At 52.3% G+C, this 26,994-nt stretch carries 21 protein-coding genes and 2 tRNA genes; 12 read left to right on the forward strand and 11 right to left on the reverse strand.

From position 1 onward, the window contains the following. Positions 1 to 216 precede the first annotated feature (216 nt). The 9 genes from ACWIZX_RS06685 to ACWIZX_RS06725 all read left to right on the forward strand — a co-directional run bounded on the left by ACWIZX_RS06685 (position 217) and on the right by ACWIZX_RS06725 (position 15,687). Positions 217 to 4,338 carry a preprotein translocase subunit SecA gene (locus ACWIZX_RS06685; RefSeq protein WP_448335233.1) on the forward strand — a complete coding sequence of 1,374 codons (4,122 nt, stop codon included), beginning with the start codon at positions 217 to 219 and terminating at the stop codon, positions 4,336 to 4,338. Positions 4,339 to 4,409: 71 nt separating this feature from the next. Next, on the forward strand, positions 4,410 to 5,654 hold the full coding sequence (locus tag ACWIZX_RS06690) for a 30S ribosomal protein S1 (RefSeq protein ID WP_448335234.1): 1,245 nt from the start codon (positions 4,410 to 4,412) through the stop codon (positions 5,652 to 5,654). A gap of 93 nt (positions 5,655 to 5,747) precedes the next feature. Then, positions 5,748 to 6,842, forward strand: coding sequence for a dipeptidase (locus tag ACWIZX_RS06695; protein WP_322793094.1), 1,095 nt, complete (start codon positions 5,748 to 5,750; stop codon positions 6,840 to 6,842). After that, positions 6,839 to 7,333, forward strand: a complete 495-nt coding sequence (locus tag ACWIZX_RS06700) for a hypothetical protein (RefSeq protein WP_322793095.1) — start codon at positions 6,839 to 6,841, stop codon at positions 7,331 to 7,333. The genes ACWIZX_RS06695 and ACWIZX_RS06700 overlap by 4 nt, the downstream gene beginning before the upstream one ends. 92 nt (positions 7,334 to 7,425) lie before the next feature. After that, on the forward strand, positions 7,426 to 8,631 hold the full coding sequence (locus tag ACWIZX_RS06705) for a peptidoglycan DD-metalloendopeptidase family protein (protein WP_448335235.1): 1,206 nt from the start codon (positions 7,426 to 7,428) through the stop codon (positions 8,629 to 8,631). A 229-nt stretch (positions 8,632 to 8,860) separates the two neighbouring features. Next, entirely contained in the window at positions 8,861 to 9,253 is a 393-nt protein-coding gene (locus tag ACWIZX_RS06710) for a hypothetical protein (RefSeq protein ID WP_448335236.1), read from the forward strand. A gap of 104 nt (positions 9,254 to 9,357) precedes the next feature. Continuing rightward, positions 9,358 to 10,821, forward strand: coding sequence for an IS66 family transposase (gene tnpC, locus ACWIZX_RS06715; RefSeq protein ID WP_322793102.1), 1,464 nt, complete (start codon positions 9,358 to 9,360; stop codon positions 10,819 to 10,821). A gap of 49 nt (positions 10,822 to 10,870) precedes the next feature. Next, the gene (locus ACWIZX_RS06720) at positions 10,871 to 14,974 is read left to right on the forward strand and encodes an FtsX-like permease family protein (RefSeq protein ID WP_448335237.1); all 4,104 of its coding nucleotides are present in this window, start codon (positions 10,871 to 10,873) and stop codon (positions 14,972 to 14,974) included. After that, a complete protein-coding gene (locus ACWIZX_RS06725; RefSeq protein WP_322793098.1) occupies positions 14,971 to 15,687 on the forward strand; it encodes an ABC transporter ATP-binding protein in 717 nt (238 codons plus the stop codon). Before ACWIZX_RS06720 ends, ACWIZX_RS06725 begins: the two co-directional genes overlap by 4 nt. Positions 15,688 to 15,740: 53 nt before the next feature. Here ACWIZX_RS06725 and ACWIZX_RS06730 read toward each other — a convergent pair. The 10 genes from ACWIZX_RS06730 to ACWIZX_RS06775 form a co-directional block, all read right to left on the reverse strand. After that, a tRNA-Val gene (locus ACWIZX_RS06730) sits at positions 15,741 to 15,817 on the reverse strand. A gap of 74 nt (positions 15,818 to 15,891) precedes the next feature. Beyond that, positions 15,892 to 15,981, reverse strand: a tRNA-Ser gene (locus ACWIZX_RS06735). 108 nt (positions 15,982 to 16,089) lie between these two features. Then, positions 16,090 to 16,299: a cold-shock protein gene (locus ACWIZX_RS06740; protein WP_061919749.1), complete on the reverse strand. Its 210-nt coding sequence runs from the start codon at positions 16,297 to 16,299 to the stop codon at positions 16,090 to 16,092. Between the two features lie 262 nt (positions 16,300 to 16,561). Continuing rightward, a complete protein-coding gene (locus ACWIZX_RS06745) occupies positions 16,562 to 17,089 on the reverse strand; it encodes a c-type cytochrome (protein WP_322793099.1) in 528 nt (175 codons plus the stop codon). After that, a complete protein-coding gene (locus ACWIZX_RS06750) occupies positions 17,080 to 17,616 on the reverse strand; it encodes a quinol:electron acceptor oxidoreductase subunit ActD (protein WP_322793100.1) in 537 nt (178 codons plus the stop codon). The genes ACWIZX_RS06745 and ACWIZX_RS06750 overlap by 10 nt, the downstream gene beginning before the upstream one ends. Before the next feature lie 15 nt (positions 17,617 to 17,631). Then, positions 17,632 to 19,074, reverse strand: coding sequence for an NrfD/PsrC family molybdoenzyme membrane anchor subunit (nrfD, locus tag ACWIZX_RS06755; protein WP_448335238.1), 1,443 nt, complete (start codon positions 19,072 to 19,074; stop codon positions 17,632 to 17,634). After that, a complete protein-coding gene (locus ACWIZX_RS06760) occupies positions 19,064 to 19,780 on the reverse strand; it encodes a 4Fe-4S dicluster domain-containing protein (RefSeq protein ID WP_322794194.1) in 717 nt (238 codons plus the stop codon). Before ACWIZX_RS06760 ends, nrfD begins: the two co-directional genes overlap by 11 nt. 33 nt (positions 19,781 to 19,813) lie before the next feature. Beyond that, positions 19,814 to 21,967, reverse strand: a complete 2,154-nt coding sequence (locus tag ACWIZX_RS06765; protein ID WP_448335239.1) for a molybdopterin-dependent oxidoreductase — start codon at positions 21,965 to 21,967, stop codon at positions 19,814 to 19,816. 19 nt (positions 21,968 to 21,986) lie between these two features. After that, positions 21,987 to 22,523, reverse strand: coding sequence for a cytochrome c3 family protein (locus ACWIZX_RS06770; protein WP_448335240.1), 537 nt, complete (start codon positions 22,521 to 22,523; stop codon positions 21,987 to 21,989). A gap of 40 nt (positions 22,524 to 22,563) precedes the next feature. Next, entirely contained in the window at positions 22,564 to 23,538 is a 975-nt protein-coding gene (locus ACWIZX_RS06775) for a c-type cytochrome (RefSeq protein WP_322793694.1), read from the reverse strand. A gap of 373 nt (positions 23,539 to 23,911) precedes the next feature. On the opposite strand from ACWIZX_RS06775, the gene ACWIZX_RS06780 reads away from it, so the two are divergent. From ACWIZX_RS06780 to ACWIZX_RS06790, 3 genes are read left to right on the forward strand one after another with little or no spacing between them, the layout of a single operon-like run. Continuing rightward, complete coding sequence (locus ACWIZX_RS06780) at positions 23,912 to 24,358, forward strand: CBS domain-containing protein (RefSeq protein ID WP_322793693.1); 447 nt, start codon at positions 23,912 to 23,914, stop codon at positions 24,356 to 24,358. A gap of 34 nt (positions 24,359 to 24,392) precedes the next feature. Continuing rightward, on the forward strand, positions 24,393 to 24,827 hold the full coding sequence (locus ACWIZX_RS06785) for a CBS domain-containing protein (protein WP_322793692.1): 435 nt from the start codon (positions 24,393 to 24,395) through the stop codon (positions 24,825 to 24,827). After that, complete coding sequence (locus ACWIZX_RS06790; RefSeq protein ID WP_448335241.1) at positions 24,827 to 26,071, forward strand: class I SAM-dependent RNA methyltransferase; 1,245 nt, start codon at positions 24,827 to 24,829, stop codon at positions 26,069 to 26,071. Before ACWIZX_RS06785 ends, ACWIZX_RS06790 begins: the two co-directional genes overlap by 1 nt. Here the strand turns inward: ACWIZX_RS06790 and ACWIZX_RS06795 are convergent. Further along, complete coding sequence (locus tag ACWIZX_RS06795) at positions 26,068 to 26,739, reverse strand: NUDIX hydrolase (RefSeq protein ID WP_448335242.1); 672 nt, start codon at positions 26,737 to 26,739, stop codon at positions 26,068 to 26,070. The genes ACWIZX_RS06790 and ACWIZX_RS06795 overlap by 4 nt on opposite strands. Between the last annotated feature and the right edge of the window lie 255 nt (positions 26,740 to 26,994).

The raw sequence follows: 26,994 nt of genomic DNA on the forward strand, positions 1-26,994 counted from the left end.
ATAAGCACAAACCGCGGTGAGCAGCAAAACAGACCCCCTCCCACCCCCCCAATATCGCTTCTGCGATATTGGGGGAGGCGCAGGAGGGGGTCTGTTTTGCTGCTCACCGCGGTTTGTGCTTATCCCAAACCCACATTAAGAAAGGTTCATTTGACCCGCGCCTTTTTTTACGGGGGTTGTCTATGCTATAATCCACCCGCAGAGAGGTGATTGTATATGTTCAAGAAGATTGTCAATATCTTGGGCGTTGACCCCAATAAAAGAGAAATTCAGCGGCTGGCAGTGCGCGCCGAGCAAATCAACGCGCTGGAAGCCGAATATGAAAAATTATCGGATGATGCCCTGAGAGCCAAGACGGATGAGTTCCGTGCCTACATCCGGCAGGCAACCGAAGGTATAGAAAACGAAGCCGAACGCCGGCAGGCCGAAAAGGTGGCGCTGGATGAACTTTTACCGCAGGCGTTTGCCGCCGTGCGCGAAGCCAGCAAACGCACCATCGGCTTGCGCCACTATGAGGTGCAATTAATTGGCGGGATGGTACTGCACGAGGGCAAAATTGCCGAAATGCGCACCGGTGAAGGCAAGACGCTGGTGGCTACGCTGCCGTTGTACCTGAATGCGTTGACCGGGCGGGGGGTGCATCTGGTCACGGTGAATGATTATCTTGCCCGCCGTGATGCGCGCTGGATGGGGCCGATTTATGACTTTTTGGGGCTGAAAGTGGGCGTGTTGCAGATGGCCAGCCGCACCGAAAACGGGCGCAAAGCCTTTTTGGTGGATTTGGAAAAGACCTCGCCGTTTGAGGATCAACATCAACTGCGTATGGTGGATCGGGCTGAGGCCTATCGCGCCGATATTACCTACGGTACCAACAGCGAGTTTGGTTTTGATTATCTGCGCGACAACCTTGCCTACCGGCTGGAGGAACGCTCTCAACGCGGACACTATTATGCAATTGTGGACGAGGTGGATAACATTCTGATTGATGAGGCGCGCACGCCGCTGATCATTTCCGGGCCGGCAGCCGATGAGGCCGAATGGTACATCAAAATGGCGCAGGTGGTGCGCGCCCTGCGCGAGGAAGACTACGAAATCAACGAGCGCGACCGCACTGTCACCCTCACCGAAGTGGGTATGGCGCATGTGGAAGAATTGCTGGATATGCCGCTGGTTGACCCCGAACGTCCGGAGGATATTAATCCCGAACAGGCGCGCCTGTTGGGCTATCTGGAACAGGCGCTTAAAGCGCAGTTTCTCTTCAAGCGCAACAAGGATTATCTGGTGCAGGGCGGTAAGGTGATCATCATTGACGAGTTTACCGGACGGCTAATGCCCGGGCGGCGCTGGTCTGAAGGGCTGCATCAGGCGGTGGAAGCCAAAGAAGGTGTCAAGGTCGAGCCGGAAAATATCACCTACGCCACCATCACCATTCAAAATTACTTCCGCATGTATGAAAAACTGGCCGGCATGACCGGTACCGCCCTGACCGAGGCGGAGGAATTTGCCAAAATTTACAAACTGGAAGTGCTGCCCATCCCCACCAATCTGGAATACAAGGCGATTCAGCCCAACCCGATCCTGATGGAAGTGCAGGCCAAGGACGAGTTCGGTTACAAATTCACCTATTATGCCCGTCGCGATGATCCGCTCAAAGCGCCGGTTTTCTGGAAGCGTAAAGACTACCCGGATGTGATCTACCGCACCGAAGAGGCAAAAATCCGTGCCATTGTGCAGGAGATTGTCCATTATCATGTGCGCGGCCGGCCGCAACTGGTCGGCACCACCTCGGTGGAGCATTCCGAACGGCTTTCCTTACGATTGCAGCCGGAATTGCTGCGCCGCTTAATGCAGGCGCTGCTGATTCGGGATGCCTGGCTGCGCAAGCACAACCGTCAGGAAAGTGAAGTGGCCATACCCGAATTGCAGTTTTTATACAAACCGTTGCCCGACCTGAACACGGCCGAACTGCGCAACTTTGCCCGTTCGGTGGGGATGACTTCGATCAACCCGGAAGACCCTGAAAATGTCGAGCGGTTATTGAATCTGCTCAATCTGAAAGAAGAAGACCGTCCCCGCCTGATCAAAGTGTTACAGGGCGGTGTGCCGCATCAGGTTTTGAATGCTCGCAAGCACGATGAAGAGTCCTTGATTATTGCCCGGGCGGGCGCATTTGGGGCGGTGACCATTGCCACCAACATGGCCGGGCGCGGTGTGGACATCAAATTGGGCGGCGAACTGGACGAGGACATTCTGGCGGATGTCAACCGTGTGTTGAGGAGCGTTGGAAGTGATCCTTATGAAATGACCAATGAACAGCGCCGCAGGCTGCTGCTGGAAATAGACCCGGCCCAGTACAGCATTTATGAGGATTCGGTGCGTGCCTTTTTGCAGTACATGGATGAGATGGAAAAGGTGCGCGAACTGGGTGGTCTGCATGTGATCGGCTCGGAACGCCACGAAGCCCGCCGGATTGACAACCAGCTGCGCGGGCGCGCTGCCCGTCAGGGAGACCCCGGCTCCTCCCGTTTTTATCTTTCCATGGAAGACGACCTGATGCGGCTGTTTGGCGGGGCGCAGGTGGAAAACCTGATGGCGCGCTTGAACATTGATGAAAGCCTGCCGATTGAAAATAATCTGGTTGCCAAACTGGTCGAACAATCTCAGGCGCGGGTGGAAGGCAACAACTTCGATATCCGAAAACATTTGCTGGAATATGACGATGTCCTCAACATGCAGCGCAAGCGCATTTACGAGCAGCGCGACCGGGTCTTTACCAAACAAGACCTGAGCGAAGATGTGCGTGAAATGCTGCAAAACGAGCTGAAAAGCCGTGTGGAAACCGCGCTGGAAGACGAGGAAGGGCCGTGGAAACTGCTGGCGTATCTGGAGGATGTGCAGCCACCCATTACCTTTGAGGGAGTGGCCTATCCATCCTTTACCATGCGCTTGATGATGGAGGAAGTGGCTGATGAGTTAGGTGATGAACCGATCAGCGCCGAACAACTACGGCGAACGTTGCTGGATTTGGCGCGCCGCGCGCTGCAAGCCGAAAGCAACCATCTGCTGCGTTCGATTGAGGTTTTGCTGGAACGCAGCGAAGAGGCCATTCAGCAGCAGCTGACCGAACGACTGGAAACGGTGGAAACCTTTTTCGAAGGGTTGCCGGACCGGCTGGAAGAAGCCGGCGGCAGTTTACGCCCGCAGGAACTGGTGGAAGAACTTTCCGGGCTGGTGCGGGTACCGCTGCGCCTGAATACGGAAGAGATGCGCGCCCTGGCGCAGGGGGGCGATCATCTGGTGGAGCGGGTAAAGGAGCAGGTCGAATCCGCACTGATGAACATCACACTCAACCGTGTGATTGGCGCAATCCAACGGCGGATTGAAGAACTGGAAGCCCGTCCGATGCAGTATCAGGGCAGGGATTGGGATGAGGCTGCCCGTCTGCTGTATGGTGAGGTTGAACGATTGTTGAATGAACGGGTTGAACGCCTTTCCAGCCCGGATGGCCCGATTGCACGGGATTTGGACGCGGCATTGGAGCGGGTTGGGGATGGGAAAATTGTGCTGGCGCAGAATCAGGCGGCTTTGCTGGGGCTGCTGGGGATAATGACCCAGGCTACCCGCCTGACTTTTGACCGCCGTACACACCGGCGGGGTCGTCAGCAGGTTGTTCGCATGACTTATATCTTCTACGCCGCCACTTTGCTGGAAGGCCGAACGGCGGAAGATCTGAGCGAAGAGATTCTGGAACATCTGGAAGGCGCCCGCCTTGCGTTGCAACGGGTGTGGGGTAATTACGAACTGCGCCGCCTGATTCAGACCGAAACTCCGCTTTCCCGCCTGAATCAATCCTTGCAGGAACGACTGCGTGCGGTACTGGGTAACGAGCGATTTGAAGAAATTGCCGAGAGCAACCTGAAGGATTTGCCCGCCGAAGATTTACTGGAAATTTCCCGAACCCTGGGCGAAAGACTGCAAAATGAAATCTACCGCGAAATTTTACTGGGAGTCATTTCCCAGTTATGGGTGGATTACCTGACGCGGGTGGATGCCTTACGGGTTTCGATTGGATTGGAAGCCTACGCCCAGCGCGACCCGCTGGTGCAATACAAGAGCAAAGCCACGGAACTTTTCTCTCAGCTGCTCAAAGATATTCGGGCGGGGGTGGTGGCGCGCATGTTCACCTTCCAGCCTAGCCGCGGCGCCACCGTTCAGGTGGAACGCGACCGCAGCGGCAGCGAAACACCAGCCAAAACCGAAGGTGTACCGGCTGCGGCAGTTGAAGCCGGCAATGAGGCTTCGCGTTCGGCACGCAAAAAGAAACGCCGGCGGCATTAATGAAGGGTTGTCAAGATGCTTAATCGCCTTTATAATGGGCAGTAACTTTTTTCATTGGAGTATTGGATCGTATGGACCAAAACCACGCACCGCTCGAGCAGGAAACCCAGCCCGAGAATCATCAGACAGAAAATAACAACATGGCCTCCCTTTTAGAGCAGGAAGGTGCAATGATTGATTTCCCTCAACAAGGGGAAATTCGCACGGGCATGATTGCCAGTATCGCCCCCGGTCAGATTTTGGTGAGCGTGGGTACCAAGTCCGAAGGTATCATCAGCGGGAAGGAATATGAAGCCATCCCGCGTGAGGAACTGGAACAGTTGAAAGTCGGGATGGAAATTCCCGTTTATGTCGTCAATCCCGAAGATTCCAGCGGCAATGTGGTGCTTTCCTACGTCCGCGCCCGCGAAGAAGCCAGCTGGAAAGAAGCCGAATCGCTGCTTGCTTCTAAAGCAACCTATCACAGCAAAATCATCGGCTACAACAAAGGCGGGTTGATTGTTCCAATTGGCGGACTGCGCGGGTTTGTACCGGCTTCGCAGGTAAGCCTTTCGCGTCGCGCCGAAAGCAGTGGAGAAACCCCCGAACAGCGCTGGAGCAAGATGATCGGTGAGGAAATTGATGTGTGCGTGATTGAGGTGGACCGCGAACGCCGCCGCCTGATCCTCTCGGAGCGGGCAGCCAACACCGAAACCCGCGAAACCATCAAAGAGCGCGTCATTGACAGCCTGCAGGAAGGGGAAGTACGCACCGGCAAGGTAACCAGTCTGGCCGATTTTGGGGCATTTGTCAACATCAGCGGCGCCGATGGACTGGTGCACCTCTCCGAAATCTCATGGGATCGCATTCAGCACCCTTCCGAGGTGCTGAAAGTTGGGCAGGAAGTCAAAGTAAAAATCATCTCGATTGACCGCGATAAAAAACGCATTGGCCTTTCCATCCGTCAATTGCAGGAAGACCCGTGGATGGAAAAAGCTTCCCGTTATCAGGTGGGGCAGTTGATCGAAGGCACGATTACCCGCCTGACCAAGTTTGGCGCCTTTGCCCGCATTGATGACGATGTGGAGGGTTTGATCCACATTTCCGAAATCAGCGAAAAACGCATCGAGCACCCCAAAGAGGTGTTGAAGGAAGGTGATGTGGTTACCCTGCGGGTGATCAAAGTGGATGCCGAAAATCACCGGATTGGGTTGAGCCTGCGCCGGGTGGAGTCCATGGCTTATGCCGATCTGGACTGGATGGCGCTCGAAGAAGTGCTTGAAGAAGATGACTCTGAACAGGAAAGCGAACAACCCCCGGCTGAATCTGCGGATTAAACCATGAGGTGAGTTCAAAAACAGGTGTAAGATTAAAGAGACGCCGTTTCAGGGCGTCTCTTTCACTCCCCCCTCTATTCGATGAAACCCCTTTTGTGGATTGACGCTCATCAAGACATTGCCTACAATGCCCTGACCTTTGGCAGGGATGTCCGTCTTTCGGCCTACGAAACGCGCCAACGTGAGGCGGGCAGTCCAACCGTGCTGGTCAATGGGGAAGCCTTGTGCGGCTGGGAAGAATTTCAGCGCGGGGGAATAGGCCTGATTGTAGCCACGTTGTTTGTCATGCCGCGCCGTTACAAAACCGGCGCCTGGGAGAAACTGGACTTTGCCACACCTGAGGAAGCCTACCGCCTGACGCGGGCACAAGTGGATTACTACCTGAACCTGTGTGATCAGTCACCCGATCAATTTTGCCTGCTGCGCAATCGTGCTGAATTGTTGGAGCACATCGGACGCTGGCAGGCGAAGCCGCCGCAGTTTCCTTCGCATTCCCAACCGGTTGGGCTGGTATTGAGCATGGAAGGCGCGGAAGGTGTCCGTGATCAGCGCGAATTGGAAGAATGGTGGCGGGCGGGTGTGCGCCTGATTGGCCCGGTTTGGGCGGGAACGCGCTACTGCGGTGGAATGTACGAAGGAGACGGCTTCACCGGCGAAGGCTACCGCCTGTTGGAACAAATGGCGGAAATCGGCTATACTCTGGATATTGCCCATATGAATGAAACTTCCGCTTTGCAGGCGCTTGACCGTTACGAAGGTGCGGTTGTTTGCAGCCACAGCAATGCCGCCGCCCTGCTGAAAGATGAGCTGGCCACCCGTCGGCATCTATCGGATCGGGTGATTCGCAGGCTGGCAGAGCGCGACGGGGTAATTGGAGTGGTACCGTTCAACCGCTTTTTACGCAGCGGGTGGAAAAATCATGAACCGCGCGAATGGGTAACCCTGGCACATCTGGCTGATCATGTAGATCATATTTGTCAGGTCACCGGCAGCGTCCGGCATGTTGGCCTGGGCAGCGATTTTGACGGCGGTTTTGGTTACCCGGCCGTGCCGCTGGAGCTGGATACCATTGCCGACCTGCCGAAACTGGCAGACCTGTTGATGGAGCGCGGCTTTTCGGAACAAGACTTGCACGCCATTTCCCATGCCAACTGGCAGAGAATTCTGGAGCAAACCCTACCCGCATGACTTCCGCAGAACCCACACCATCCTCAAAATCGGCGGCGCAACCGGTTGAAAGCCGCCCCAACCAGACTTTTTCCCTGCGCCGGGTGCGGATTGGGTTGTCGCTCACGCTGCTGGGGTTTGTTGTCTTTTTGATGGGGGCGCGCCCCAGTCTGTTTGGGCTGGACCGCAGCCCGGTGATTGGTTTTGTGCAGATTGCCGTCTTTCTGGTGGGGTTGGCGTTGATCTGCATTGGCGGGTACATCAGCCTGATGTCGCTGTGGAAGAAACGCCAGCCCAGCATCCTGGCCGATATTGGCCTGCGCATGGTAGCCACCGGTTATGTGATTGCCGTGTTTGCCGGCATGGCGGATGTGTTTGGGGCGGGCAGCCATCCCTTGCCGGGTGTACCCTACTTTGGCCCGTGGCAGGCGCGCGGCGTTGAAATTGGTCAAATCCTCATTGCAATTGGTTTTTTGATGTTGATTCCGTTTGGTGACCGCCAAAAAAAGTAGCTGCCTGCCGTTGCGTAGAATGTGCGTAGGTTAAACGTCGCTTGACCATCCGTTTTAGATGTGTTATATTGTCCAGAGAAGGAACCTGATTCATGACCGAATCATCGACATCGAACGATCCGTTCCGTGCCGATCTTGACTCAACCGAACAGAACGATTCGCTCAGTTCAAAACCCAACCCGCGTTCATTGGGGGAGTTATGGCAGACGCTGGTGGAGATGGGACTGGGCGAAGCCTCCTATCGGGTAGGCAGTGGGCTGGCATCCCTGGCCCTGGTTTTGATGGTGGTATGGGTGATGAGCAACTTCTACCTGAAAGGGCAGGTTGCAGCGCCCCAGCCGGCGGCAGTTGCCGCCTCCCTGCCCACGGCCACCCCCACCATTGAGCCGCCGCGCTTTGAATTACCGGCCAACAACGGGGTTCAGGGCATTTTCCGGTTGGCTTTGTTGCATACCAGTTTGCCAAATCGCCCGCGCTTTGAGTTTGTGGAATACGAAATTCAAGCGGGTGATACGCTGTTCACCATTGCAGATCGATTCGGTCTAAAACCCCAGTCCTTGATGTGGACCAACCCCAAAGAACTGGGGGATCCGCACTGGATCACACCCGGACAGGTGATCAAAATTCCGCCAACCGATGGGGCGGTGTACGAATGGCACGCCGGGGATGGTTTGAACGCGGTTGCCCGCTTCTTCAAGGTTACCCCGGAAGACATCATCAACTGGCCGGGCAATAACCTGACGCTGGAAAGCGTGGGAGATTTTGCCGCCCCGAATATTGAACCGGGAACGGTCTTGTTTGTGCCGGGCGGGCAGGGGCAGTTCATTACCTGGAACATGCCGCGCATCACGCGCGACAACCCGGCAGTTGCCAAAACGGTGGGACCGGGCTACTGCGGCACGGTGTATGATGGAGCTGTGGGCACCAGCACCTTCGTCTGGCCGGCGGCCACCCGTTACATCTCCGGTTACCGCTACCAGCCGGAAATCAACCACTTTGGCATTGATATTGGCGGTTCCACCGGGGTGGGCATTTATGCCTCCGATAATGGGGTGATCGTCTATGCCGGTTGGAACGATTTTGGCTACGGCAATCTGATCGTGATTGATCATGGCAACGGCTGGCAGACCTACTATGCCCACCTTTCCCAGATCAATGTGATCTGCGGACAGAGTGTTTATCAGGGTGACCTGATCGGCCTGATGGGCTCAACCGGGCGTTCGACCGGCCCGCATCTGCACTTCGAAATGCGCAGTGATGTATACGGCAAGGTGGATCCGCTGAATTTCCTGCAGTGAGGTGCAAACCTTATCTTTCGCTTATTTTTTAGCGAAAAAACACTCCCAAAAAAGTGGGTTGTTTTTGCTTTGGATGTTTTTCGGGGATTATATTCGCTGATTTATTTGATTTATTAAAAAAGCACAATAGGATATGGTAATAAAATTGTAATATTTCACTTGACATACTTGTCTTTTTTTGTACAATTTATGTGCGGAATTGTCAAGTATTCAGGAAGCGGAGGAAGAAGTGAAGATCAAGAAATCCCTTATCATTGTCTTCGCAGGTGTGGTTATGATTCTTTCTTTAGGAAGCAAAGTTGTATTGGGAAATCAGCAAATACCTCCTCAGCCGAATTATGTTCCAGCAGAGATATCTGTGTCACCCTCTGCACAAACCGTTTTTTCACCACAATATAGAGCAGTATGGAATGTTTATATTCAAGGTGAAGGTAGCAGTTACTGTATTCAGGTGAATTGGGGAGATTTTTGCGGGTCCTACAAAACCTGTGGATATGCTCCAGGGGGTCCGTATCAGTTTTATCATGATTTCTTGTGTGGGGGTAGTAGTCCTTTTCGTCAAACATGGACATTGTCCGGTGTTGGAGGACCATCCTATGCTACGACCACGGTGTATAAGTAAGAGTATATCTATTCAATTTTATTTGTAACTGCTCAGCCATAAAAACAATGGCACAAAAACATTGTCAAAAACATAAAAGTCAGTGAAACTTAAGGGATGGACCACTGCGACTGGCGAGCGAAGAAGAGATCAAAGCAGCCTACGATCAAGGGCAAGAAGCAATGGTCGCCTTGTTTTACGCTACCTTTCAAAAACTGGCCGAGCGCATTCAGCAATTGGAAGATCAGATGGCGAAAAACAGCAATAACAGCAGTAAGCCACCCTCCAGCGATGGGTTGAAAAAGAAACCCAAAAGCCTGCGCAACAAGAGCCGGAAGAAGAGCGGCGGACAGCCCGGTCATCCTGGGAGCACGCTGCAGATGGTGGCGCATGCAGCGCATGTCGAAACCCATCGGGTGCACCACTGCCGCTGCTGTCAGGCAGCGTTGGAAGAAGTGCCCGCCCAAGACTACGAAAAGCGGCAGGTGTTTGATCTGCCACCGGTGCAAGTTGAAGTGACCGAACATCAGGCGGAAATCAAGGAATGTCCCATCTGCCACATGCTCACCCAGGCGGATTTTCCAGCGGCGGTTGGCCAACCGGTGCAGTATGGCGAACGGCTCAAGGCGCAGATGGTATACTTCCATCAGCAGCATTTTGTGCCCTTGGAACGCACGGCTGAGATCCTCGCAGACCTGTATGACCAATCGGTGAGTGAAGGCACGATTGCCGAAGCCTGCCACACCGTTGCGCAGCGGGTGCAACCTGTCTACCAGGCGATCAAAGCGGAATTGCAGCAAACCGAGGAGCCGGGGCACTTCGATGAAACCGGTGGGCGGGTGGAAAAAGGCCTGTGGTGGTTCCATGTGGCTTGTACGGCGTTGCTGACCTACTATGAAGCGCACGCCAAGCGCGGCAAGCAAGCCCTAGAAGCCATGGGGATCTTCCCGTACTTCCACGGCACCGCGCTGCATGATGCCTACCGCTCCTATCTTCAGTACCAAAACGTGCGCCATGCCTTGTGCAATGCCCATCATCTGCGCGAGCTAACCTTTATCTTTGAGCAGTATCAACAAAGCTGGGCGAATGAGATGATCGACCTGTTAGGGGAGATCAAAATCGCTGTGGAGGCGGCCCAACCGGATCAGGAGCACTTGTCGCCTGCCCAATTTGCCGACTTTGAAGCCCGCTATGATGCCATTCTCACGGCAGGCTTTCAGGCCAACCCGGTTGCTCCACCGGTCGAGCCAATCCCCAGGAAACGGGGCAAGCCCAAACAACATCCGGCCAAAAACCTGCTCGATCATTTGCAGCTGTGTAAGCGGGAAACGCTGGCTTTTATGTACGATTTTAAGGTGCTGTTTGACAATAACCAGGCTGAACGTGACCTGCGCATGATCAAACTCAAGCAGAAAGTGTCGGGGTGTTTTCGCTCTCAAGAAGGCGCTAAGACTTTTTGCACCATCCGCAGTTACATCTCCACCGCTCGGAAAAACGGTCAACGCGTTTTGGATGTCCTGCAATTGGCTTTGTCTGGCTCACCCTATGCACCTCCTTTTCTTCAGCTTCGCCTCTCATCGAATGCCTGAGTAGTTACTTTTATTTTATATAATAGATGGCTTCCTGATTTTTGTAGAAATGAATAATTCCGTTAAACGAAAAAAAATTCAAATCGGGCTAATAAGTGCATCCGAAAGTCAAGTTCAAATCACAATTATTAGCCTGATCATTTTATATTTTGGTTTATTGTCATTCTTAATGATCCTTCGCAGCATAGAAGTAAAAACAACCGCCCAAGTTTCCCAACACTGGCGTGGTGTGTATGATTTGCTCATCCGACCCCAGCCATCTATTACCAGCTTGGAAAGAGAACTTCAGATGGTCGAAGGAAATTACCTCGGTGCAGCACGAGGGGGGATTTCGGAGGAACAGTATGAATGGATAAAAAGTTTGCCGGATGTAGAAATTGCAGCTCCGATTTCGACTATTGGATTTATGATGAATGACTTGGGGAGCATAGCGGTCAAGATTGAGCCTTATCTTCCGAACACATTGTATGAGTTGAAAATTGGATGGCATGGGGAAGAGGCAATTATTCAAGATTTTCCAACAGTCAGCGCTTATTTTGCTGAAGGCGAAGATGATTCTCTGTTTAATGATTTCTTGAGAGGTGATTTATCTTTCACGGGTTCTGGGATGTTGGGGAAATGGGTTTTTCTTAATTTAGGGTCTTTGCCCCCTCAATGGATACTTGTGGCAGGTATTGATCCTGAGGCAGAAGCAAAGTTAATCGGGTTGGATAGTGCAATTGAAGAGGGAAGTTATCTAAAAAGTGAGCAAATTGAAACAGGATTTGATCAGCTTGAACAGAGAATGGCGGCAAAAATACCGTTAATTGTAAACCGCCAGACCTATGTCAACCTAGGTGTTGATTTGAAGGTTCGAACGATACCTATTCAGGCGGAGGATATCTTAAAGTTAAAGAACGATAGTTCAGGGGATATATTGCGAGAAAAAATAACAGAACTTGACCACCGAGGGAAGATTCTGATTCGTGATCAATATGAGTTATTGAATTCCCTCCGACCTCTTATGCCACAATCAGTAATTTTTTCAGTAAACCAGCCACCCCGCCTGGAAGCGGAAGGAGGTTTTATCCGACTTGACTCGAATATCATACTGCGTCCAGGAATTTTTGAATATGATTTTCATGAAGGTTCTCAAGGTTTTCCCTCTTACTTTAGTATCAGACCATATGGTAGATGGGAAGAAATTATCCAGAGTGAGCTGAATTCCGATTCAGCCCAGATGTTTGATCCAACATTCTTGGAGAATCTACCGTTACTTGCAAATTATCAGACAGTTTTTCGTTCGTTGGAGTCAATCAAACCACCACCCTTTATTCCTGATGTAAAGGGAGTATACAACATCGAGGCTGTGCGCAATAGAATAGATCCAATATCCTATGTTCCCCTAGGAATTTATGAACCACCACAAGAGGTATTGCGATACGATGAAGATGGTAACCCTGTTGAAGCAAAGTTTGTTACTCCAAGTTTAAACCCGGGCGGTTTCAATCCAAGACCCCCGTTAGCTTTAACGACCCTTGAAGCTGCTCAGTATTTAATAGGACGACCCGATTATATTGATGCGATTCGAGTGAGGATACGTGATATATCAGGTTATTCCCCTGAAAATGTCCGTAGAGTTGAAAGAATTGCATCTGAAATACAGGAGAAAACCGGGCTACATGTTGACATTGTGGCCGGTTCATCACCGCGGAAAATACTTTTATTTGTTCCGGGGATCGGGTATGTAGAAGAAAATTGGACTTCTTTGGGACTTACCCAATATATTGAGAGCGGTCTTGATATCATAAACCTTTTTCTTGTCCTTCTTTTACTACTTAGTGTTATTTTTTTGATCCTAACAAATACCAATCTATTTATTCTTTCTAAACTGCCTGAAATTGGTTTGTTGAAGGCTCTGGGATGGGAGAATGACCATATTATTCGAAGATTGGTAAAGTATCAGTTGTTAATCACTGTGTGGGGAGTTATCCCTCTTACAATTTTGATTTTTCCTCTTTCCTACTGGTTAAACCTTAATATTTATCCTCTCGAAATCCTGGCAATTGGCGGCATCGTTGGAATGGTATCCATATTATCAAGTTTTCCTGTGATTGTGAGTGATCTGAAAAAGAAAACCATTCATCTTCTAAAATTCGATGAAACTTCTAAGCAAAGGAATTTATCCTCTGCTAATTTTAATTTTAAAAAGTTGGTTCTTTACCAGCTGAGAGGTCGGATGAGAAGGAGCCTATTGAATGGACTTTCGTTCGGCCTAACCACTTTTACCTTTCATTCGGTGATTAATATATGGGTGCTATATAAAAGAGAATTGGAGCTGAGTTTACTTGGAACAACATTAATCATCAGCCTTTCGCCCTATTACGTGGCTCTGGCATTATTTTCACTCATGATTGGGTTATTGATTGTCATCCAAAATATTGGGCTTAATGTCAGGCAGAGGGAATCTGATCTTAAATCTTTGCTATACATTGGGTGGGATAAGAATCATCTCTTTAATCTAGTATTTTATGAGAGTTTTCTGAGAGAAGGAATTTTTGGTATTATCGGCGGAGTGTTAGGAGTGGTGGTAGTTTCACTATGGAAAGACTTTTCTGCAAATATACTAATCTTCAACCTTTATATATTAGGGTTTGTTTTGTTGTTGACTTTAACCACCTGTTGGTTTGGTACTTCAAAAGCTATCGCTTACCTTCGACTTCCTACAAGGTCGTCCTCCAAAAATAGGATTTTGGTTATACCAATTCTAGTTCTGTTAACACTACTCTTGGGTATCTTAATTTTTGCTGGCGAGATTCCTGCTCTTGATACCACTTTTTCATCTATGCAAGCCACTATTGTTACAGATGATGTAAACAGTTTGGATATTGATAAAAATCGAATGGTGGATACCATCGAAAACCTAAGCAGGATAATGGAATCCCCAATGCCGGGCAGCACTCGCGCTGAGAGGGTTGCTGATATTCTGCATCAGCAATTATCCACTATGGGTTTAACTGTCAATGAAGAATGGGTTCCTTACCAAACTGCAAGCCTTTTTAATCAACAACAAAATCTATTGTTTCAATTCTTTCCATATCGGTTGGATGATAGTCCATTAACTCTAGTGACTTCTGCAACCCATTTGAAATTAAATTCAAACCTTCCTTACCAGAGAGCATCGTTGATATATAAACCAATAGATCAGGTGATGAGAGTTTGTGATTCGCTCAATCAAAGATGGTTGATGCTCGGTAGCGATAGCCGGCAGCCTGCTCAATTTATTAATCCCTTAAAGAAATTACTTGAAAATAATTGTCCTCTTCCATTAGGTTTTGCGGGTGTTGCAATACAAGACCCTGAAGAAAAAGTTTCTGATATTGAAAAGATGCTCGACAAGAATGTTGAAATTGAATTTTATCAAGCAAGGATTATAAAGGTGACTATTCCGGGCACAGTATATCCGGAGAAAGAAATTTGGGTTACCACCCATTATGATGCCAAAGAGGGTACCCCTGCAGCGGATTTGAGTCTTTCCGGAACAGTTACTTTGATGGAACTGGCGCGAAAATTTTCTGAAAGCGGAACGCCTTATACGCTTCATTTTCTTTGGTTTCCAGGATTGGCAAGTCAGTATAGTGGGCTGATCAGTTATATTCAGAATCATAAAAATGAACTTCCAAGTGTAGTGGGGGTTATTGATATTTCACAAAGTGGGAACTGGCAATATGTCGCAGTGGATAATGACATGAGATCACCATCTATGTCTGATAACGGGGTAGATTTCGAACGGGTTATGAAAGAAGGTCAATACATCGTTCGAGATAACTGGATGATGACCCTCAATCTGGATGATCCTGATTTGCTTGAATGGATGGAGGGATTGATGGAAAATAAGATGGGGCTGAGTGAAAGTCCTGAGGGTTTGCGAAATTCAATCATTAGAACGGGTGATTTGGTTGGTGTTTCCATAAGATCAACGAATTACACCTGTCAGCCATCGTTATCCATCTTGCTTTCGGCGAATCTACCATCCCTTGGGGTTTGCGGGGCTGGAAATGAATTTATCGGTTCGTCTCTCGATCATATTTCAACAATCGATAAGCAAAAATTGTTTCAATTTACTTCCTTTTCGTATATTGCACTTCAAAACCTGATGAGTGAGTTGAAATGAAAGAATCAATTGTAATTTGTTCTGGTATATCCAAAGTGTATGATACCGTCTTTCATCAAGTCATAGCCTTAGATAATTTGGACATAGAGATAAAGAAAAATAAGCTTACCGCAATTATCGGGCCTTCAGGGAGTGGAAAAACCACTTTGCTTAATCTCATTGCAGGTATTGATAGGATAACTTCAGGTCAAATTATATGTTGCGATGTCGATTATTCTTTTCTTTCGGACGATCAATTGGCAGCATTTCGCAGACAGAATATCGGTTTTATATTCCAGCTCTATCACCTTCTGCCTACCCTGAATGTGATTGAAAATGTGATGTTGCCTTTACTTCCCTACCAACGCTCGTTAGAATTTGATTTAAGAGAAAAGGCATTGCAGGTTATAGAATGGGTCGGCCTTGGAAATCGTATTAATCATTTGCCGGCTGAGTTATCTGGTGGGGAACAACAAAGGGTGGCAATTGCGCGTGCTTTAATTAATGATCCATTGCTCCTTTTGGCTGATGAACCTACAGGAAATTTAGATTCGAAAACTTCTTTTGAAATTGTAAGATTATTTAGAACTCTGATGGAAAAAAAGGACTTGACGATCATCTTGGTAACGCATGACTTGCGTATTTCAGCCGAGTCCGATTATATTTATACATTGAGAGATGGAAGACTGGATGGGGATATTCGAAAAAGCCTCTTCAGTTGTAGTAACCTCTAAATATTTTATTTCGCTAATCAAAAAGCCGCTTCAGACAGCGGCTTTTTGATTTCTGGTGGGCGGTATAGGACTCGAACCTACGACCTCTGCGATGTCAACGCAACGCTCTAACCAGCTGAGCTAACCGCCCGTTTGCAATGCTTATTATAATCGAACGGTGGTGAAAGTGCAAGAAAAAACCCGGATTGCAAATCCGGGGAATGATGGCGGAGAGGGCGGGATTCGAACCCGCGGTACCTTGCGGTACACGCGCTCTCCAGGCGCGCGCGTTAGGCCAGACTACGCTACCTCTCCAAACACGGCGTGAACATCACCGGGCGCGAAGATTATACCATAAAAAACGGCACACACAAAAAACACCTCTGCGTGAGCAGAGGTGTTTTGGCTGTTGAGTTGAGAATTTTACAGAATGGTCAAGCGGGCGGCCTGCAGGCCTTTCGGACCCTTTTCGATAGAAAATTCAACTTTTTGCCCTTCGTTCAGTGTGCGGAAGCCTTCCGCTTGAATGGCTGTGTGATGGACGAAGACATCCGGGCCGTTTTCCTGGGAAATGAAACCGTAACCCTTTTCACTATTGAACCACTTGACATTACCTACTACACGATCAGACATTTGAGATACTCCATTTGTTACTAAAAAGATTTGATGATTTTTCGATCTTGCCACCAAAAAAATCGCCTCTACCGAAATCGGAAGGCGATTGAACCGTGACGCGATCTCTGTAACCATTGAGGTTTTGACCCTCAACGATATTTATTGTAACACACTTTTGAAAAGAAAACACGAATTACGCGAATCAAACATTAGAGTTTCATTAGAAAAAGCCGCCGGCAAGAGCCGGCGGCAGAATTTTATTGAGTGAGGCCTGCTTCCATCAGGGGGCAGCCTGCTGCTGCAGGTAGCGCACGTAGTTGACCACATCCCAGCGCATTTCGGGAGTGGGCAGATTGTCAATCAGTGCCGGCATACGCCCTTCGATACCGTTGGTGATGGTCAGAAAAATGGCACCATCGCTGAGCTGGCGGGCGTTGGCATCGGGTTTGATCAAATTGGCAGGCGGATATTGCACAAGGAAGCCGGAAAATGCCCCGCCGCCGTTGCCGGTGGCCCCATGGCACAATGCGCAGGCGTTGTCGTAATAGACCTTGCCGCGCTGGATGGAATCCTCACTTGCGGGGATGGGGTTGACCGGTGCGCCCAGTTCGGGAATGTAGGCCGCGCCCTGCACCGGCACCGAACGCGGCGGCAGCGGCAGGGGGTCTTCCATTGAACGGTAAGAAGGCTGAATTTCCATGAAGGAAATCCATTCGATTTTGATGATGTCGTAGGTGAAGAGCAAGCCAATTGCCAGCGGGCTGGCAAGCACCACCAGAACGATGATCAAGCGTTTGGCTACAGCCATAACTTCTCCTCCTCTACCTCATGCACCAGTTCCGCTCCCAGTTCGCCCAGCGCGGTATGAAATTTTTCATCCAGTTGCGCCGGCCCGCTGAACAGGATACCGATGTGACCGTCGCTGATTTTGGGGTGGTAGCCTTTGGGACCGAAGGACGGCGAAATGGTTTCGACGAAGACCCCGATGAAGGTGCTGATCAGCAATCCCAGCATGGTCAGTTCAAAAGTGACCACGATGGCGGTGGGAATGGGGGTCAGACCCATGGCTGCCACGCGGATGGGATACAACAGCGGTGTGCCGAAGTTCAGGAAAGATGCCACCAGAAATCCCAGCACGGCGCCAGTCAGACCGATGCGCCCGATATTCGTCCAGGACATTGGCCGTCCGAGGATGCGTTCCGAGTAAGGGATGCCGGAAATGACCGAAATATCCTGATCGCGGATGCCCAGTTCGTGCAGGCGCGAGATGGCTTCGGCGGCGTGGTCAATTTGTTCTTCTTTGAATAGAGCCAGATGAACGACTTTTGCAGTCATAGCTTTGCTCCTTGATTATTCTTCCAGCTCGGTGACCGAGGGTACCTCGGCTTTACCCACTTTGCGCAATCGGTGAGCCATTTGCCCTTCCTGCACTTCCCAAACCGGTACCAGCGGAATCAGGCGGGAAGCCAGCAGGTAGAGGAACATGAACAGGCACAACGTCCCCAGGGCAATACTGATTTCGGTGAGGCGGGGGTTGTACATGCCCCAGTCGAAGGGGCTGCGCTGATGACCCAGGGTGAGCGGGATGATGGTGTAACGTTCGGCGTACATGCCCACATTGATCAGCAGGGTGATGATGAACATCGCCCACGGTGTGCGGCGGATGGTCTTGTTCCACAGCGTCAGCCAGGGAATAGCCACATTGCAAATCAGCATGGTGTACCACACCCATGCAGCCGGGCCGGTGGCGTGCAGGGTCAACACCTGTTTGACCGCGGCATCGCCGCCGTACCACGAAAGCAGGTACTCGTTGAAGAAGAAGTAAGCCCATGCCATCGAAAAGACCAGTAACAATTTGCCGAGCGCATCAAAATGTTCGACGCGGATGAAGTAGTCGAAGTGTTTCATGGTGCTGCGCAGGACGAATAGAATGGTCACCACGGCTGCCACACCTGAAAGAATTGCGCCGATGATAAAGTAGGGGCCGAAGATGGTCGAATGCCAGCCGGCAACCATGCCCACCGCAAAGTCCCAGGAAACGATGGTATGCACCGAGAACATGACCGGGATGATGGCGAAGGCGAAGATGTTGATGGCTCTGCGCAGGCGGTACCATTCCGCCTCGGTGCCGCGCCAACCCAGCGCCAGTACTTTATAGATGGTGTGCCGCCAGCCTTTGGTTCGGTCGCGCGCCATGGCCAGATCCGGCACCAGCGGCAGGTAAAGGTAAATGGTGCTGGAAAGCAGATAAGTGGTGATGGCGAGAAAGTCCCACACCAGTGGGGAGCGGAAGTTCGGCCAGAGCCAACGGGCGTTGGGGTAGGGTATCATCCAGTAGAACACCCACACCCGACCAAGGTGGATGAGTGGGTAAAGCGCACCGGCTGCCAGGCCGAAGGTGGTCATCAGCTCGGCAGCACGGGTAAAGGGGCGGCGAAACTCCGCCTTGAAAACGCGCAGGATGGCCGAAACGAATGTGCCGGCGTGGCTGATGCCAATCCAAAACACGAAGGTTACGATGAACACGCCCCAAAAGACGGGACGGCGAATGCCGGCAACGCCCATACCGGTCAAAATCATGTTGCCCCATGCGCCGAAAAGCAGGACAACCACCGCCAGCCCCAGACCGATCAGCCAGATCCAGTATCGGCGCGTGGTGGTCGTCATGGCTTCCATGACCATGCGGTTCATTTCCTCGCGCGGGCGTGGGTCGAACATCAGGTGTTCGCGCGGGTCTTCTTCGGCGTGCTCGACGGGCTTAATGGCTTGCAGCAGTTCGGTTTCAGCCGCCATACCGTCCACCTCCTTTGAGATAAGTTACGCGGGGCAGGGTGCCCAGCTCTTCCAGCAATTGATAGCGGCGTTGATTGCGCGCCATCTGGCTGGCTTTCGTTTGCGGGTTGCTCATATCCCCAAACACCAGCGCTCCTGCCGGGCAGGCCTGTACGCAGGCGGGCTGGATTTCGCCGTCTTCCACCTCGCGCCCTTCGGCAGCCGCTTTCTGCCTTCCGCGCACAATGCGCTGAACGCAGAAGGTGCATTTTTCCATCACACCCCGGCGGCGGACGGTCACGTCCGGATTGAGGTAGGAATTCATCGGTTCGGGCAGGTCGTGGTCAAAGAAATTGAACTGGCGGGAATGATAGGGGCAGTTATTGGCGCAGTAGCGGGTGCCAATGCAGCGGTTATAAACCGCCAGGTTGACCTGCTCCTCTTCACTGTGCGCCGAGGCAAACACGGGGCAAACCGGTTCACACGGGGCATTACCGCACTGCTGGCACATGACCGGTTCAAAGGCCGGTTTGACTTCGGGGTATTCACCGGCCCAATCGCGTTTGTTGTAGAGCCAGTACATTGCGCGTCCGTAGGCAACCTCGTCCTCACCAACGAAAGGAATGTTATTTTCCATCGAACAGGCAGCAATACAGGCATTACAACCGGTGCAGCGGTCAAGGTCAACCACCAGTCCCCATTTTTGAGGTGCTTTTTGTTCAGCCATGAGTCTCTCTCCTTGGTTTTTCCATCGCTAACATTAATGTTCGCCGTAGATGCCTTCTTTGCTCTCCACACGGGCAAGCGGGCGGCGTTTGCCGGTTGGCAGGATGGTTGCCACCACACTGCCATAGGTCAGGTCGCCGGCCGGGTTGGTCGTGGTCGGCAGAACTTGTGCCGGGTTGCAGCCGCGCCCTTCTGCCCAGCGCCCAAGCGCGGTGTGTCCCTGACCAAAGGGAATGGCAATCGTATCCGGTCGGATGGCCGGATAGCGGTACACACTGGCTTCTACAAACCCGTAAGGCGTGCTGATGCGCACAACATCATCATCGTGCAGGCCCAGTTCTTCGGCGGTCTTGGGGTTAATTTCCACCCACGAATTCCATGTCACCGTGGTCATCCAGTCGGGCAGTTCCTGTAACCATGGGCGGTTTGCGCCGCTGCCATCCCCCAGGTGGTTGGGAAAAGTGATCAGGTAAAACTGCTTGCCTTCTTCCAACTCCTGTGGCGGTGTGAACGAGTAACTCCCCTGGGGTGGCGTTGCCTGAGGCGGGGGTGTCAGCCGGGGGGAGGCGGTCCACCAGCCGCCGTATTGCAGCCAGCGTGACCAGAAGGTGAAAATCTCCGGTGCGGTGTAAAAGCCGCCGGCATCAATCAGGGGCAGCAGCTTCTGCTGAATGTATTCCACTTCGTCTTTATAGGGGAAAGCCTGGGCGGCTGCCGTTCCCAGTTGTTTGACGGCTGCCAGCAGGACATCCGCCGTGGCGCGGGTATCATACAACGGCACAACCACCGGCTGAAAGGAAGAATACGCCGGGCGGTCACTGCCTGCCAGTACGCGCTGATAGCCGAATGATTCGAGCGGGGTGTGGTCCGGCAAAATGTAGTCGCTGGCGAGTGCGGTTTCATCCGGGAAGGAAGCAAACGAAATCACCAGCGGGACTTTAGAAAGGGCATCGGCAAAACCGAGCGCCGCCGGAAACTCAAATAGCGGGTTGACGCCGTGAATAAAGAGCACCTTCACTTTGCTGTCGGCCATGCGGCGCACCAGTTCTTTGACTGCGGCAAAATCGGTTGCCGAAGCTTCGGCCGGGGTGAGGAACACCCCGCCGGGCTGACCGAGATTATCTACCAGTGCATTCAGGTAGAGCAGAGATTGGGCGGTCATCAGTCCATCAGCCTGCGCCAGGGCACTTCCGCCCGGAATGGCAAGTGCATGAGCAGAGGCAGCAAACATTTTAGCCAGTTCACGGATTTTTTCTTCCGCAATCCCGCTGGCGGCTGCCGCCGCGCTGACCGTTACGGTGCTGAAGGCAGGGGAGACCGGTTTGCCACGCGCTTCTGCTACCAGACGGTTGAAAACCGCCGCGAGGATGGCTTCACTGCCCGGGCGGATGGGAATCCACTCATCGGCATTGCCGGCCGTGAGCGACTGGCGCGGTTCAAACACCACCAGGTAACCGCGCCGGGTTGGGCGTCCCTGACGGAATTCCCCGTAGGCGCGGGTGTAAGCCACCGGCGACAGCCAGTTTTCCAGAAAGTTTGCCCCAAAGGCAAAAGTTACTTCGGCGTTGGCCAGGTCAAAGTACGGCAGGCTGGCTTCGCCAAAGGTGAGTCGGGCGGCTTCGAGCAGGGTTGTGCGCCCTTCGAAGGTGGCCAGAGCGTTATACCGCACGGGAGGCGGCGCAGTGAGGGTTGCGGTGATTTCGCTGACCAGATCGAAGAGATGATCGGGCGCAGCACCCAGCAGAAAGGCGATCTGATCCGGTGAGCTGGTCAGCGCCTGCTGGACAACGCCGACGGCTTCGTCCCAGGTGATTGGTTTGGCGCGGCCGGCATCTCCGCGTGCCTGAAAGACGGGTCCGCGAATGCGGTCGGGGTTGTACAGCCCTTGCTGGGCGGTCACCCCGCGTGAGCACAACCGCCCTCGGTTGACCGGGTGCTGCGGGTTGCCCTCAATGGTGATGGCGCGTCCTTCTTTGGTGCGGACGATGATCCCGCAGCCGGCCGGGCATTCCCGGCAGGTGGAGGCGTAATACGTGCTCAAACCGGTCTGATTGTATTCCGGCATGCTGGTATAGGGCTTGCGGACGATATAGCGAGCCATGGGTCCGCAGCCGGTCAACACGGCTGAAACGGCGGCTCCCAGACCGGTCAGTTTCAGGAAATCCCTTCGTGAAATGGTATTGCTCATGCTGTTTCCTCGCTCCAAATCAGTAATGACAGGTTGCGCAGTCTGAAAGCTTGGTCCACTGCTCCGGAGCCATCTTTTGATGACAGGAAAGGCACCAGCCCATGTTCTGGCGCGGCTGCGGCTCTGCAACGGTCATCTTGGTCATATCGCCGTGGCAGGTTTCGCAGGCTATGCCGGCGCTGACGTGGGGTTGGTGGTTGAAGTGGACAAAATCCGGTTGAATGGCAACCGGCACCCATGGAATTGGCTCGTTGTTGGCAACATAAGCAGCCAGTTTTTCCAGTTCGGGTGACTTTTTCTGAACTTGCTGATGGCACCCCCAGCATTTATCAATGCCGGGCAGCCCGGCGCTCGGTCCCCAGGCTGTGCCGGGGTGACAATAGGCGCATGGCGCTCCCAGCCCAACATGGCGGTTGTGCGGGAAAGCAATTGGCTGTTGCGGTGGAATTTGGGTCAGATATACGGCGCTGACTGCCCCGCCAAGCAAAATCAGCAACACCAGCGCGATACCGACCCGGTAACCGGCCTGTTGCCACCAAGGTTTGGGTTGCTTCATGCTCGTCTCCTTTCTCGATGTGCGTTGTTGTTCATTCAGATTATTTGCGGTTGCGGATGGACCACACAACCAGCAAGAGAATGCCTACCAGTAAACCGCCCAGCACCAACGCAAAACCCAAACTGGCTGCCATTGCACCCAGCGCGGTCAGGATGCCGGTAATCAGGTTGTTAGCCGGTCCGCCCGGCTGGCCGACTGTTCCGGAGGGCTGGTCTCCCATCGAGGGGGAGGGAGGTTGTTCCAGCCCGGCGGCGAATGTCTGGGCGTAGAGCAAGACATCCCGCCCCTCCTGCGGACTCCAGCCGAGATTCAACCCAATGGTCATTTCCGGAGCACGGGCGGTGCCAAAGCGGGTGCGGTGCAGGAAACGCCATGGGTCCTGTACTGCCAGCCTTGCCAGACTGACCGTTTGCCCTTCATAGCGGAAGGTGATTTTTTGACCATCCGCCCCGTGACAGGAAGCGCAGCCCTGCTCGTAGAGGGCTTTACCGTTTTGCAAGTCACCGCCAATCGGTTTGAGGCTGATGCGGTCAATAAAGCGGCTGTCGTCAATCACGCCTTGCCGGATGAAGACCGCCAGCGCGGTGAGATCCGCATCGCTCAAATAAGCGGAAAAATCATGCTGGGGGTCTTTCTTGCCGCTCAGAGCGGCTTTCAACTCGTCCAGCGGCTGGCTTTGCGCGTCATAAACCCCCGGAAAGCCGGTGTAATTGGCACCAGAGGCAAAAGCCCCATCCTTTCCCAGATAATCCCAGCCGTGGCAGGAAACACAGCGCCAGGTGTCCACACCGCTGCGGGTGTTGGTGGTCTGGCGTGCCCAAATGGGGTGATTGCCCTGCGGAGGGGTTATACCGGTTACCTGTGTCCAGTCATCATAAAGTTGTGCCCCCCGTACCAGCTGCTCATCTGCCTGAAAGATGGAATTGAAAGCCAGCGCAGGTTGGCTATGGATAGCGATTAGACCGGTTGCCAGCATCAGGATTGCGATTAGAGTGAAAAGAAAGGGTTTGCTCATTGCCAGTCTCCTGATTTTCAAAGCCACATTCAAAAACGAGCCGATATCTTTTTCCCGCCCCGGCCCTTGAAAAAATTATGCCAAAAAGATGTCGTCTGAATTGGTTCAGGCTATTTGTTATAAATTATACAATATTGGTTAAATTAAGAAACAGGTTAATGCGGGTGATTTTTAAATAACCCGACTGCCTTATCTCCGCAACTTGACTCCTGTCCTGTTTAAGTCATAATCAAATTGAAGGCGAGCATCCGTCGTTTGATGTTTGAATGCAGGTTTGAATTCTTATATAATAAGATTACTAATTGGGTTTGTTTCCTGCAATTATCTTGATTTTTCTGTTACCCAACCCCAAAAAGAGAAAGGAGATTTCCGAATGGCAACGGTCAAAAACCTGTTGAAAATCAAGGGAACGCAAGTGTGGAGTGTGCCGGTGACGGCTACGGTACGTGAAACGCTCAAATTGATGGCTGAGAAGAATATTGGCGCGGTGCTGGTCATGGAGGGAGAGAAAATTGCCGGTATCTTCTCGGAACGCGATTACGCCCGCTATGCTGCCCAACGCGAATCCCTGCTGCTGGATGAGCCGGTCAGCGAATTTATGACGCGTGCCGTGTATTACGTCAGCCCTCAACAAACGGTAGAAGAATGTATGGCGCTGATGACCTCCAAGCATATTCGCCACTTGCCGGTGCTGGATGAGGATCATAACCTGGTGGGGTTGATCAGCATTGGGGATGTGGTCAAGCAGGTTTTGGAGGAAAAGGAATCCACCATTCAGGGGCTGGAAAATTACATCCTCGGGCGCGGCTACAGTGGTTGAGCACAATCAGCCCAAGCCGGAAAGGGAGATGCGAATGGCTACCGTAAAGGATTTATTGAAGGACAAATATACGCAGGTCTGGTATGTTACCCCAACTTCCACGGTTTTAGATGCACTGAAATTGATGGCAGAGCAGAAAATCGGCGCGGTGCTGGTCGTGGAAGCCGGAAAAATTGTGGGTATCTTTTCGGAGCGGGATTTTGCCCGAAAGGCTGCGGATGGTTCAGTCAGCTTGCATTCGCCGGTGAATGATGTGATGGTCGGAGCGGTCTATTACGTCACCCCGGATCAATCGGTCGAATCCTGCATGGCGTTGATGACTGCCAAGCGCTTCCGCCATTTACCGGTGCTGGATGGCAATAAACTGGTCGGCGTGATTTCCATTGGAGATGTGGTCAGGCAGTTGATGCTCGAAAAGGATATGACCATCCAGAGCCTGGAAGACTACATCTGGGTTCACATGATTTAATGGCTTTCTCCCCTGCACTGGTCGAAGTAGAACTCCTCCGTCATACCTTTGGCGGCAGCAGTATGGGACGGCTGGCGGATGGACGGGCGGTGTTTGTCCCTTATGCTCTGCCCGGTGAGCGGGTTTTGGTGGAGTTAACCGAGGAAAAAAGGGGGTTTGCCCGTGCCCGGCTGGTGGAGGTTTTGCAGGCTGCTCCTCAGCGCATTCAGCCGCGCTGCCGGCATTTTGGGGTGTGCGGCGGCTGTCACTATCAACATCTGGCTTACCCGCTCCAGTTGCAGGTGAAGGGCGGTGTTTTGCGGGAACAACTGGAAAGGATTGCCGGAATCAGCCAACCGCCGGTGGGGGAGATTCGTCCCTCTCCATTGGAATGGAACTACCGCAACACGGTACAGTTTCATCTGGATGAGCAGGGCCGCCTGGGCTACGAAGAAAGCGGCAGCAACCGGGTGGTCGCCATTCAGGAATGTTTTTTGCCGCAAGCGCCGCTGGATGAGATCTGGCAGCAGCTGGATTTTGAAAGCAGGCTGGGCATTGAACGGGTGGGATTGCGGGTTGGAGCCGACGAAGAGGTGTTGTTAACGCTGGAAAGCTCTCTGCTGGAGTTACCATCCTTTGAGGTGGATTTTCCGCTCTCGGCGGTACACCTCAGCCCGGCTGGCAGCATCGTGCTGGCGGGCGAGGACTGGCTGCCGATGGAAGTGAACGGACGCATTTTCCGCGTTTCGGCGGGGTCGTTCTTTCAGGTCAACACGGCCCAGGCGGGAGCGATGGTGCAATTTTTGCAAGAGGTCTTGCCGCTCGACAGCCGTACGACTCTGCTGGATGTGTATTGCGGAGTTGGGTTGTTTTCGGCTTTCCTGGCAGACCAGGCAGGCCGCTGCATTGGGATTGAGCAATCTCCGACGGCCTGTGAGGATTATGCCTTTAATCTCGATGAAATGGAAAATGTGGAATTGTATGTCGGGGCGGCGGAGGACATCCTGCCCGCTTTGCAGGTGAGCGGAAAAATCACGGCCATTGTTGACCCGCCGCGTGCCGGATTAGACCGCCATGCGCTGGATGCGCTGGTAGCGCTTCAGCCCCGGTGGATTGCCTACGTTTCGTGTGACCCGGCCACCCTGGCGCGTGACCTGAAACGGTTGGTTGCGGCAGGCTACTCGCTCGAACGGGTTACGCCGTTTGACCTGTTCCCCCAGACCTATCACATCGAAAGTATCAGCCTGCTGCGCCGGGTAGGTTAAGGGAACAGCCGCCGCGCTTTGACCTCGGCAACCGCATCCGGACGGTAGCGGTAGAGCAAGGCAGGGCGGCCTTCTCCGCTGCGCCGGTGAGGGGTGGCTTCGATGATGCCGGCTTCCAGAATACGGCGGCGGAAGTTGCGTTTATCCAGTTTTTCACCCAGAATCAATTCATAGGTGTGTTGCAATTCGCTGAGGGTGAAAAATTCCGGCAATAATTCAAAGCCAACCGCGCTATATTCCAGTTTGTAGCGCAAACGGCGCAGGGCATAGTCCAGAATCTCCCCGTGATCCATGACCAGCGGTGGCAGCTCCTCCAAACCATACCAGCGGCTGTTATTGTTCGTGTCCTTTGTTGCCTGCAAACTGTCTGCCGGTATCAGGGCGAAGTAAACAATTGAAATAAGGCGGCAGGCAGGGTGGCGTCCCGGATCGCCGTAGGTGTATAACTGTTCCAGATACACTTCCCCAACACCGGTCAGTTGTTCAATTTGTTTGGCGGCGGATTTTTCGAGGGTGCATTCGAGAATGGGCGCATCGGGAAGCATCCATTTTCCCGCAAAGAAAGACTCTTGAGCAGGCGCCAGCAGTACTTTCAAGCGGCTTTCCTGCAGGGTAAAAACCACCACGCGAATTTCCAGATGAGGTTTCGTTGCTGCCGTTTTACTCAATTTGGCATCTTCCTGAAAATTGCGATCTTATCACACGTAAATTCGGGATAAATCATTTTTACATCAACTTTCGAATTTTCATCCCCCTTCCGCCTCCCCCAAAATCGCCCCTGCGATTTTGGGGGAGGTGCAGGGGGGCATTGGCATTGCCTGCAAGGTTTTGATCTTATCCCGAACTCATGTTATCACAATAAAATTATAGCGTAGAATATTAATGGCGGTCATTCATAACCGTGCTTGTGGTCTTTGTGGAGG

The sequence above is a fragment of the Bellilinea sp. genome, assembly GCF_053501535.1.